Origin of the sequence: Burkholderia sp. MS389 (assembly GCF_016899425.1) — a bacterium.
Taxonomy (GTDB): Bacteria; Pseudomonadota; Gammaproteobacteria; order Burkholderiales; family Burkholderiaceae; genus Burkholderia; species Burkholderia sola.
In genome coordinates this window covers 939700-951849 of record NZ_CP045994.1, presented here as the reverse complement: position 1 = coordinate 951849, position 12150 = coordinate 939700, and the positions used below count along the sequence as shown (strand labels likewise).

Annotated in this window: 7 protein-coding genes and 1 pseudogene; 3 read left to right on the top strand and 5 right to left on the bottom strand. The window is 58.1% G+C overall.

The window, feature by feature from the left end; genetic code table 11:
- Positions 1-269: 269 nt before the first annotated feature.
- Positions 270-722 (top strand): annotated as a pseudogene (locus tag GJG85_RS34935) (hypothetical protein); the annotation flags it as partial.
- Between the two features lie 50 nt (positions 723-772).
- On the opposite strand, the gene GJG85_RS04395 reads toward GJG85_RS34935, so the two are convergent.
- From GJG85_RS04395 to GJG85_RS04375, 5 genes are all read right to left on the bottom strand, one after another.
- On the bottom strand, positions 773-3136 hold the full coding sequence (locus GJG85_RS04395; protein WP_204383700.1) for a protease pro-enzyme activation domain-containing protein: 2364 nt from the start codon (positions 3134-3136) through the stop codon (positions 773-775).
- A 480-nt stretch (positions 3137-3616) separates the two neighbouring features.
- Positions 3617-5497, bottom strand: coding sequence for a nucleoside-diphosphate sugar epimerase/dehydratase (locus GJG85_RS04390; protein WP_204383699.1), 1881 nt, complete (start codon positions 5495-5497; stop codon positions 3617-3619).
- Between the two features lie 12 nt (positions 5498-5509).
- Positions 5510-6526 carry a glycosyltransferase family 4 protein gene (locus GJG85_RS04385; RefSeq protein WP_239468929.1) on the bottom strand — a complete coding sequence of 339 codons (1017 nt, stop codon included), beginning with the start codon at positions 6524-6526 and terminating at the stop codon, positions 5510-5512.
- Between the two features lie 5 nt (positions 6527-6531).
- Positions 6532-7497 (bottom strand): SDR family oxidoreductase, encoded by a 966-nt coding sequence (locus GJG85_RS04380; protein ID WP_050011662.1) that lies wholly within the window; start codon positions 7495-7497, stop codon positions 6532-6534.
- Positions 7494-8507 (bottom strand): glycosyltransferase family 2 protein, encoded by a 1014-nt coding sequence (locus GJG85_RS04375; RefSeq protein WP_239468928.1) that lies wholly within the window; start codon positions 8505-8507, stop codon positions 7494-7496. The genes GJG85_RS04380 and GJG85_RS04375 overlap by 4 nt, the downstream gene beginning before the upstream one ends.
- A 236-nt stretch (positions 8508-8743) precedes the next feature.
- Between GJG85_RS04375 and GJG85_RS04370 the strand changes: the two genes are divergently transcribed.
- Complete coding sequence (locus tag GJG85_RS04370) at positions 8744-11185, top strand: glycosyltransferase (RefSeq protein WP_204383695.1); 2442 nt, start codon at positions 8744-8746, stop codon at positions 11183-11185.
- Between the two features lie 2 nt (positions 11186-11187).
- The gene (locus GJG85_RS04365) at positions 11188-12147 is read left to right on the top strand and encodes a glycosyltransferase (protein WP_124593942.1); all 960 of its coding nucleotides are present in this window, start codon (positions 11188-11190) and stop codon (positions 12145-12147) included.
- Positions 12148-12150: the final 3 nt, after the last annotated feature.

Below are 12150 nucleotides of genomic sequence, written 5' to 3'. Positions count from 1 at the left end.
AACACCGGTTCGGCAAGCGAAATGTCGAGTTGGTGACGCGACGACAAGCTGAATGAGCGCATGGAAGATGTTGCTATAACGGATCGAATATTCAAAGCACGAAAGCGCACAATTCTCCACGCTAAGCAGTGGTCCGTTAAATTAATAAAAATAATCGAGATTAAATCTCGAAATTTTTACAGCATGAATTCGAGAAATGGCCATAGATTAAGGTATGTCCATATCGAGAGAGTGAGCCCACTTCGTTATTCAGCAATTTCTTTTTTCTCGATCTTGACCAAGCACATGTCACCGCGCGGCGCTGCTTGCTGTGCACGACGGGCGCGGCTGCGCTGGCATTCTGGCTGCTGGGCATCGCGATCAAGCGCATCGGCGTGTCGCCGCTCGACTTCCCGCCCGGCTGCGTCGCCATTTCCATGTTCATCACGGTGCTCGCCATCGCGGTGCTCGCGAACGGACCAACCTCATCGACGGCTTCGATTGGTCCGAAAATTCCAGAGCCGGTCAATCCCACGCGGCGGATTTCGATCCCCCTCCCTCACCTTGTCTTTGGCTGTCGTGCCTCGACACGGTGATTCCAGCGACGCGGTTCTGGTGGTATACCGTGCATCTGCTCGTTTTTGTGGTGCTGTTCGCGCTGGCGTGTGTGGCGTTATCTCAGCATCGTCAGGTTCAGAGTGCCGCGGTGGATGATGGCGAGGAATGAGAGGCGGGAATCTTGAAGGTGGCGGCGGCCAGCGTGATGGTGCCGGCCTCCACCGACCGAAGAATGTTAGCTTCCTGCGGTATTGGTGCTCCAGTGCGGTACCTGCGCATAGATCACGACGTTACCATCGTCTTGAACGTAAGTCGCTGCCCCCGGATGTCCGCCCGTGCCGGAATTCCACAGCGCAACGCCAGCCGGACTGTAGACGACTAGATTGCCGTCGGTTTGCATCGTCGCATATGCCCCGGGATGATTGAACGTCCCTGAATTCCATTGCGGAACCCCCTGGCGAAGCAGCACCAGATTGCCATCACCCTGCATGACCAGCACATTCGCGCCATTGCCCGAAGTGAAATTCTGGCCGCTCACGAGGGTGGTGCCGCCATTCCAGACAGCAGGGCCGCTAGGGGAGTTTGGATAGCCCGTCGTAGCGGTCGCGGTGTAAAACAAAGGCACATGTGCCTCGTAGATCACCATGTTGCCGTCATCTTGTACGGCGAGATGTTGATCATAAGGCGTGCCGGTGGTCGACGAAAACCACAGCGCCTTGCCACCCGCCCCATAGACAACGAAGTTCCCGTCAAGCTGGAAAGCGGCATAAGCCCCCGGATTTCCCGACGTTCCGGAATTCCATATCGCAGCACCGTTACCCACGTTGTAAAGCACGAGGTTACCGTCATATTGCATGACGAGTTTATGGTTTCCGGAGGCCGAATACACGACTTGGCCCGGGCTCAGCGTCGTTCCTTCGTTGAGATTGCCGCCATAGATCGGCGTCGTTGGAACGCAGATCGCGGAATGCAATACGCTGACGTTCGGCGTGCCCCAACCGGTCACGAAATCCCATCCCGGACCCGCGCTGTATGCACCGTTCGAACCGCTGGAGATATCGCGGAAAATGGCGGGGGTCGTCGCTTGAAAGCCATACAAGGCGGGCGGTGCGAATCCTGGATTCGCCGAGCAACTGCCGGAGAGGATGCGTGCCCACGTCGCAGCAAACAAGGGCGCGGCCAGACTCGTCCCGCCCCATTGCTGGATTTGGCCTCCTACAATGATCAGCGCACCACTATTGGGATCCGCATCAAACGCAATGTCCGGCGTGCCGCGATTAGCCCGCCCGTTGAGCTGAGGTACGCTCGATTGCCACGACGGAATGGGTTCCACGACGCTGATGCCGCCACCACCCGAGTTCCACGCCGTCTCGCCGGCATAGCTTCCGTCCGCATTCGTGTACAGAGTCGTGCCGCCCAAGGCGGCGACATACGGCGAACTGGCGGGATATTCCACCGAGGTTCCCGAGCAACCGTACGCAACGCTGCCTGAATCGCCCGTGCTCACCGAGAATGTCTGCCCTTGCGCTACGGCGAGTTTGAGCATCTGGTCGATCGATGTAGTGGGTGCGAAACTCTCGCAGCCGCCAATCGACATGTTGATGACCCGAGCAGTATTGTCCGACACCGCTCGATTGATGGCGCTGGCCATGTCGCTCCATGCGAAGGATGATGCAACATAGAAATTGAGTTGCCGCACGCCACCGGACATACCGACAATGCTTTGGCTATCGAGCGACCATTCCGAGTTCGCGCTCGTATCTGGACTTGGCGTTCCTGCATTGATTACCGAAACGGCTACAGCGGGCAATCGGTTGTTATTTGTGAACGTAGTCAGATCAGCAAGAGGTTGCGATAGATTTCCTTCCGCGATGATGCCCACGGTGATGTTGCCGGCCGCCGGAGTGTTGCCCACGGAGTAGATGGCGGGAAAAGCCGTGGGATTATGCCCCGCCGTTACTGCCGCGGTTGTCGGCGAGTCGCTCGCATGAGGACCGCTTGCCGGGACAGAAGCCCGGATACCGTGTGTGCGCAAGCGGGTGGCCGTATCCAAACCTAAAACGGACCGAACGATGCCGCTGATGGCATCGGGCACCGTCTCGGCGGTAGTGTTGATATGCGTTTGACTTCCATCCGCCATTGCGACCGATACCAGTGTCGTCCGGAACGCGCCGGCGACCACATTGGCTGGCGCATCGGCTTCGACAAGCATGTTGTTGCCGGCCACCTTGATGTTCGTGAAACCACTATTTTGCAAATAGGCTTTCACGGTGGAGACCTGCCCGGTAGTAGGCGCGTATCTTGCAGCAACTTGCGCCGAGCTCAGGACCGCCCCGAAGCTGGCGTTACCCGGCGTCCTTGCTCTCCGCAAAAAATCATCGAGCTCGGCTTCGTTGTTCAGCTTCAGAACCAACGCGACATGGATGGGCGCCGTAGCGCTCAAAGGCGCCGAGCTCACAATATTCCCGGAGGCCCGCAGTGTTGATAATTTGTAAGCCTGCGCGGTAGCCACCGCTGAATTATCGCCATCCCCGCAACCACCTAGTGCTAACGCCGCAAGCACCCCGATCAACGATCGGGCAATGTGTCCGGTTTTCATTGAATTGGTCTCAATTTATTGATTATTTATTTGATTTCTTACATTTTCCCTTCCACCACAACAGCGTGTCGGCGATAGCGACTTTTCTTCGACACCGATATGTTCGACACATGAAGAAAGGAAGCAAGAGCGAACAAATACAGCCGCAGTCAATCGAGTTCCGCCCCGTCGTTAAACATACGCAGGAGCGAGCCGATAGTCAATCACTCGACGGAGTTTCACCGAGTTTTAAGAATTGTTAAATACCGAGACAGGGTGGCGCGATATTCGCACGTTAATTTCACAAACAGAATGAAATCACGAAAAACCAACCACCATTGGAACTTGCGAGAAATTTAATATGTTCTAAAACTGCTTGCCAAGCTTGCGACGCGCACTTGCGTGCAGCTACTCACCAACAAAAAAGCCGTTCAGTAAATTACTGAACGGCACATGTATATCCATCAGCCATCCGGTCCGATTGGCGCGAGGGTATCAAGCCTATCCGCCCGACACGACGCGCCTCGGCACACTTTGCAACACCGGCGCCACCGCCGTCTGATACTCCGGCACCCAGCGCCTCAGGTCGCGCCGCACTTCGTCGTCGCTGAGCACGCGGTGCTGCATCAGCCAAGGCAATAGCTCATCGAGCAGATGGTCCGGCACTTCGCGCGCACGCGCGATTCGCAGCTTCGGATGCGGCGTGCGTGTGGTCGTCTCGTCGTCCGCGAGCAGTTCCTCGTAGAGTTTCTCACCGGGACGCAGCCCCGTGAATTCGATCCGGATTTGCCCTTCAGACAAACCGTACAGACGAATCAGGTCACGCGCGAGATCGACGATCTTGACCGGCTCGCCCATGTCGAGAATGAAGATCTCGCCGCCGCGCCCCATGCTCGACGCCTGCAGCACGAGTTGCGATGCTTCCGGAATCGTCATGAAGAAACGCGTGATTTCCGGGTGCGTGACCGTCACCGGCCCGCCCTTCGCGATCTGCTGCTGAAACTTCGGAATCACGCTGCCGGCACTGCCGAGCACATTACCGAAGCGCACCGTCTCGAACTGCGTGCGCTCGCTCGTCTGCTGCAACGCTTGGCATGCCATTTCGGCGAGACGCTTGCTCGCGCCCATCACATTGGTCGGATTGACGGCCTTGTCGGTCGAGATCAGCACGAAGTGACGCACGTCGTGGCGAATCGCCGCGCGCGCCACGCGATAGGTGCCGAGCACGTTGTTGCGCAGCGCCTGCCACGCGTTGTGCTCTTCCATCAACGGCACGTGCTTGTAGGCAGCCGCGTGGAACACGATGTGCGGTGCGTGACGCGACATCACCTGGTCGAGCAGCAGCGAATCCTTCGCATCGCCGATGATAGGCAGGACGGACAGATCGGGAAAGCGCTCGCGCAGTTCCTCGGTCAGCCGATACATCGCGTATTCGGACAGGTCGAACGCGACGAGCTGCGCCGGCTTGAAGCGGAGGATCTGCCGGCACAGTTCGGAGCCGATCGAGCCGCCCGCGCCCGTCACCATCACGACGCGGCCGCGCAGCAACGCCTCGACGTGCGGTGTGTCGATCGTCACCGCGTCGCGGCCGAGCAGATCCTCGAGATCGATGTTCCGTACCTGCGACAGGAAGCCCTGCCCCGGCATCAGTGCGGTCAGCGACGGCAACACCATCGCCTTGATGCCGGCGCGCACGCATAGCGTCGCGACACGGCGCTGCGTTTCGACCGAGGCCGACGGAATCGCGATGATCGCGTATTCCACCTTCAGCGCGTCGGTCCAGTGCTTCAGGTCGTTGAACGAGCCAAGCACCTTGTAGCCGTAGATTTCGCGGCCCTGCTTGGTCGGATCGTCATCGAGCAGGCCCACCAGACGCCATTCGCCCGAACGCGACAGCTCCCGCGCGAGGCTCGCGCCGGCCGTGCCGGCACCGAGCACGAGCACCGGTTTGCCTTGGCCGACCAGCCCGCCGTACAGGTAGAACTCCTTCGTCGCGCGGTACAGCGCGCGGGCGCCTCCCATCGCGAGGAACAGCATCAGCGGCGACACGAGCAGCACCGAGCGCGGGATGATCGGGCTCGGCTGGAACATCACCGCGCCGATCATTACGATCACGCCGCCACCGATGACGGCCTTGGAGATCCGCATCAGATCGGGAAGGCTCGCGAACACCCACAGCCCGCGATACAGCCCAAACAAGTGGAACATCAGCGCGTAGACCGGCAACACCCAGACGAGCGCCGTCAGCGCGCCGCCCATGAAATCGGATGGAACGCTGCCGTTGAATCGGACGAGATAGGCGAACAACCACGCGGCGGCGACCGCCGTCAGGTCAAACAGGAAAGCGCTCAGCGAAAGCCATGATGCTTTGGATCGCAACATCGGCAGGAAACCTCAAGAGTTATTTTCGGCGGCGGACTGAAACCGGCGCCAACGCATGTCGATCACCCATCCGAACCATGCCAGGACGCCGTACCACGCGAAGAACGACAGCCACTGCTGCAGTTCCGGGCGGCCCATTGCCCACACGGCGACGATTATGCCTGCGAGCATGATGAGGTACCAATAAAGAGCTGTCCGGCGGTGACCTACGCCCGCGCGGACCATCCTTTGATAATAGTGCTCCCGGTGGGCCTGCCAGAACTTTTCGCCACGTAACAGACGTCTCAAAAGTGTTACAGATGCGTCAGCAATAAAGGGCGCGAACACCAGCGCCGGAAACCAGATCGGCCACACGCCCGCGCGCCAGCCCCAATAGCCGAGGGCACCGGCCAGGAATCCGAGCGGAATCGAACCAGCATCGCCGAGAAACAGCCGGGCCGGATGGAAATTCAGCAGCAGGAAGCCGAACGCGGCGCCGGCGACGGCCGAGCCGGCGACGATCAGATCCGGCGACGACGTCGGGGAGGTCAGCGCCGCGACCGCGTACGCGCCGAAGCCCAACAGCGCCATACCGCCCGCAAGGCCGTCGGCGCCGTCCATGAAGTTGTACAGGTTCGTCAGCCAGACCATCACGAAGCCGATGCCGACCAGCAGCCACCACGGCGCGTCGGCCGGAAACACGACGATCAGCACGACGACCGCCGCGAGGTGCGCCGAGAACCGCACGCGGGCGGGCAGCCCGCGCCTGTCGTCAATCTGGGACATCGCGGCCAGCCCGGCGGCGGCGATGGCGATCAGCCACAAGTGTGGCGCCAGCACGAGCAGCGCGACGACGCAGACCGGTACGATGCCCCACCCGCCGACGCGCGGCGTCGGCAGCGTGTGGAGCGAACGGTCGTTCGGAATATCGGTGGCAAGGCGCCACGCAAGGCCGGTCGCGAGCAGCATGCGCAGGATGGCCGTCGACGCGATGGCAGCAGCCAGCGCCACCGCAGCCGCGTCGGGCCACGTGGATATCAGGAAATGCATGTCGGCTATTGTTGTGTATTGCGCGAACAATACCATGCGGCGGTCGCTTCGAGGCCCTGTCTTGTCGTATAAGGCGGATGCCAGCCGAGCACGCGCGTGATCCGGCCCGTATCCAGTTGGAGGCTGCCGGTCAGGCGGTCGATCGCCGCGCGGCGGCCGGTCAGCGTACCGAGCGCGCGCAGCACGGCGGACGGGACAGCGATCAGGCGGGCCGGCTTGCCGAGCGCGTCGCCGACCAGACGTAGCAGCCCCGTGACCGACGGTGCATCGTCGTCGGCGACATGGAAGCATTCTCCGGCCGCGCGCGGATCGATCGCGCATTGCAGCAGTGCATCGGCCAGGTTGTCGACGTAGACGATGCTGCGACGTGCCGCGATCGAGCCGAGTGGCAGCGGTATCCCGCGCGCTACCGCGTCCATCATTCGCAGGAAGTTCGCGCGGACTGTCGGACCGTAGACGAGCGGTGGCCGAACGACCACGACGTCGAGCCCGTTCGACGCACCGAATTGCGCGAGTTCGCGCTCCGCGCGCAGCTTCGAGCGACCGTAGGCGTCCTGCGGATTGGGACTCACCGCTTCCGACAACGGCGTGCCGCCGTCGCTCTCGCCGACCGCCTTGATGCTGCTTGCGTAGACGATGCGGCGCACGCCGTGCTGGCGCGCGGTTTTGGCGAGACGCAAGGTACCGGCGACGTTGGTCGCGTCGAACGCGGCGTCGGGATCCGGTGACTCGTCGCGCATCACGTGTACGCGGGCCGCGAGATGGATCACGCAGTCGGCCGCCAGATCCGTTGGCCATCCTTCGTCGAGGCCGTCGAAATCGGCGGCGTCGTGCACCCATTCACGCACGCGTTCGATGGATCCGCCCGGGCGCCTCACCAGTGCGGTGACGGTGTGCCCGGCGTCCAGCGCGCGGCGGCAGACCGCACGACCGACGAAGCCGTTTGCGCCGGTGACGATGAGGTGGCTCACCACAGCCTCCAGCCAAAGCGGTTGTAGAACTTGAAGGCTGACGCGGCGAACATGCGGATGTGGGCGAAGCCTTTACGGGACGCGCCGCCGCCGTGGTGGATCACGCGGACCGACGGGACGTACGCGACGCGCGCGACGTCATGCGTACGCAAGCTCAGGTCGTAGTCCTCGAAGTAGAGGAAGTAGCGCGGGTCGAAACCGCCCAACTTCTTCAGCACTTCCGTGCGGAACAGCATGAAGCAGCCGCTGACGATGGGTGGATCCCAGACGACGTCGCGGTCGTTTATCACGTCGCGCATTTCGTAGTGGGCGAGGCGCCGACGGAACCACTTGCGCCACGCTACGGGTATGAACCCACGCACTGCGAGGTCCACCAAGCTCGGAAAGCGTCGACAAAGGTGTTGCAATGCGCTGTGCTCATCACCGATACGCGGCGCAAGCAGACCTACCTCCGGCTTGTCATCAAGAAAAGCTATCGCGTCGGCCAGTGCGGATGGCTCGATATCGACATCCGGGTTAAGAATGAGATGGTATCGGCTGCCAACGCTTTGTAGGGCGATGTTGTGACCACGACCGTATCCGACATTTCCATGTCCGCTTAGGACTGCCACGTCTGCGCCGACTGCATGTAGTGACTGAACCGCACTCCCTACGTCCGGTAGTCCGCCGTTGTCGACCAAGAAGATTGTCGTCCCATCCGGGCCTCTCTCATCGTTCAAGGTTGAGATCGCACTCCTCAGCGTGTCGAGAGTCCTGATCAGAGCGGCAACGTCCGGCCGAAACACGACAACGGAAACCGAAAGTCGCGCGCCATCATTCCGTGCGCTGCCTATCACCGCCAATGCCCTTGAATTCGGTACTTGACCATCCGGTTGACATCTCCTAAAAGCGGTAAGTGTGGCCATAAGCCACCATATTGGCAAGCGATGGCCTCGACCGCGGTTACGGTTACTTACACCACCATGCTTACCGCTTGCTAGACTCGACCCCATTGCCTCAAGAAAGGGCATCAGAATCCCCGATGTGCGTTAACATTGCGGTACCTCCCCAACCGCACCAACGAAGCACCATCCGTACACTTCCAGCATACCGCCGGGCCCCGAACGCTCAGCGCGACGCTAGCGGGCCGGCAACAGCACGGCTTTGAGTTCGCAAACGAACATCCGTCACGACGAGGCTACCAACACCGTCGCTCAATGACCCCTGTATGACCTCACGTACCGCCCCTGTCGGCAGAGAAAGATCTATGAGTCAACCAAAATTCCGCGTCCTCTTGCTTGACACGAAATATCGCAACCCAAACCATTACATTTGTCTCGCGATTCTTCATGCCTTGCAGCGACACCCGGATGTCGAATTCGTCGCCAAAGTAGACCCGATCGATGCTGCTGCAACCGCAATGCGCCAGAAATGTGACCTGTTCATTGCGTTCGATGGCGAAGAACTTCGTAAGGACCTGTGTGCGACGCTTGCAACCATTTGCGGTCGCTCGGTGCTCTGGGTTACAGAAGATCCGTATGAGCTTCCAATCAATCTGAGAAACGCCGAGTTGTTCGATGTCGTGTTTACGAACGATTCGTCCAGTGTTTCGGCTTACGGAAGTCGTGGTCGGCATCTGCCACTGGCCGGTGCCTCAGAATTTCATTCGTTGCCGGTTCTCCCGCTACAGCAAGAACTGCGCTACCACATGTTTTTTGCGGGAACCGCCTGGCCCAACCGAAGCCAGTTCCTGCGCTCGGTCCTGAAGCAGTTGCCTGATGATTGGAAATTTAAGCTTGCGCTTCCGACCAATCCCTTTCTGCCACCGCACGGGATTGACTTACCACCAAGCGCACTGTCCTGGCGAACGTCGCCCTCAGATTTCGCACGTTTCGCAAATCGAAGCGCAATTACGTTGATGTTGCCTCGCGTCTTTACCGCGTCCGGTGGTCGGGAATTTGCGGAGACACCACCCCCTCGCTTGTTCGAGGCTGCTCTGGCCGGCTCGGTTCAGATCATTCACGATTCGTTGACGGAGGCCAAAACCTTCTTTACGCCGGGGAAGGAGCTTGTCTTCTTTTCGGACGAGCATGATTTCATCGCGAAAGCGACGCAGATAATTAACGATCGTGCCTATCGCAACGAAATTGCGGAAGCCGCTCGCGCGAAGGCCACAGAATTGCATACGTATGACCGACGTGTCGATACCATTCTAACCGCCGCATCGGAGATTCGCTCCTCTGCCTCCAGTTCAGTCGTACCTGATCGACGAACAGTTTTGTTCGTCACGCATAACGTAATCGGAAGCAAAAACTTCGGCGGCGTCGAAGTATATCTTGATCGCCTGCGTGACGCACTCAAAGGCGACTACCGCGTATTGTTCTATGTTCCGGACAATCGAACCGGGCGATCTGCCCAGCTTCTGTCAGAAACGTACGAAGCACTTGAGACTATAAATTTCGCTCACACCTACGGTACTGATCTGCTTCGATGTGAGGAGAGGGAAAATGCATTTCGAAATATCCTAAGCAAATACCATGTAGATCTCGTTCATTTCCATCATTTTATCGGCCACCCCCCGTCACTTACCCTCGTGCCGCGCCTCCTAGGGATTGCGAGCGCGTTCACTGCACATGATTTCTACGGCGCCTGTCACGAATTCAATCTATTGTCGTTCAAGCAGACGTTCTGCGGCGCACCAGACATCCCGTTATCGCAATGTGACGTCTGCTTGTGGCAAAAACATCATGTTGCGCCGGGTTCCCAGGCACTCCGACGGAGTTTCTGGAATGACACATTAAGTCGTGTCGACATGCTTGTCTTCAATACAAGCCACAGCAAGAACATATACGAGCGCATCTATCCGTCAGTCAGACTTCACTCCAATGTGCAGGTGCTTCCCGTACCCATACCTGACAGTACGGCAACTGCCACGACCCGCAACCATACAAAATCGACACCTTTGAAGATAGCGTGGCTCGGCAATATCACGCATCAGAAAGGTGGCGACGTATTGTCGCGTGCTCTTCCACTACTCGCAAGCGCACCGGTGGAACTGCATTTGTTTGGTCGAATTGATCCACAGTATGCCGATCTTGCCGACCCCGCCCGCTATCCGAACGTCGTTGTTCACGGAGGCTACCGATACGACGCTATGCCCGAAGCATTGAAGGAGTGCGATGTCTCATTGCACCTATCGATCTGGCCCGAGACTTATTGCCTTACGCTGTCGGAAGCACTTCAGATGAGCCTCGTTCCAATTGTCACAAACATCGGAGCGCTCGGCGAGCGCATAGACCATGGCGTGAACGGACTGAAAATCGCTCCCGATAGCGAAGGAGATCTGATCGACGCGATCCACACCCTCGTCGACTCGCCCTCAATGCTTTCGAAGTACCGATCGAATATCTCTCCAACACTATACGCTCAAATTTCGAGTCATGTAGCTTCTTTGAGCGATGTCTATTCGACGTTGTTGAAAAATCGCCCTCATGGCATGCCACAATTCGAGGCGGAATTGAATCTCGCAGATGCAGGAATCGCGCCCCATCCATTCAGTTGGCACCATGGGACGCAGTTTTTGCCGCTTGGCGGAAAGATGTTCTCCGGTGCAATACGGAAGGCGCATAAACTGGCTGCCTTCTACAAGATTCACGGCGTACGTCCGACGCTGCGCATCATTGCAAACAGAATTCGGGTACCGAGGTAAAAATGAAAGTACTAATTGCGGGAGCATCGCCCGACGCAGTTAACAACAATGCAATCCTTAGAGGATACGTTGCGAACGGCTTTCGCGCTCTCGAAAACGTCGCCGATGTAACCGCATGCTCCCTTGAAAGCGCAACGTTGGTTGCACAGGCCACATCACCAGATCTGATCTTAGTGTTCGGATCTTGCATGCCTTCAGAAGCATACTACCTCCCGTTAAAGCAGGCCGCAATGGATGTCGACGCCACAATGGCATTCTGGCTTCATGACGATCCCTATGAATTCGATCATGCAGCAAAAATTACATCGATAGCCGATATAGTTTTTTCCAACGACAAATGGACATCTACGCACTACCAGCACCCGCATGTCGTGCATCTTCCGCTCGCAGCAGATTGCGAGGCTCATTTTCGAGATTTCAAAACAGAAAAGACACGTGATTTATTTTTTTGTGGAGTCGGGTTCAACAATCGGATTCAACTCCTGAGGGACTGCGCACCTTATCTCCAACATATTAATGTTGAAATATTTGGCGACGGCTGGCCGCAAGACTTGAGTTTCACTTCGAATCAGCGCATACCCAACAATGTTCTTCCGGATATGTATGCATCCTCGCTCATTACACTAAATGTCGGTAGGCGACATAATTTAGCAAACGAGCGATTCAATTTAGATGCCTCAACCCCGGGACCGCGAACATTTGAAGCAGCCGCAGCCGGTACAGTACAATGCATGTTCGTCGAAGGTCTCGAAATTAGCGACTACTACGATGAAGCAAGCGGAGAAATTCTCCTATTTGATTCGCCAGTAGAGTTGCGTCGACATTGGGAAATGCTGAAAGACGATCCCATCTCCGCAAAAAGAATTGCACAGGCTGCACAAGCGCGCACTCGGCGAGATCACACATATAAGAATCGTGCGCAGACTATTCTCGATTCGATTCAGCACCTCTACGTTGCTTAAATT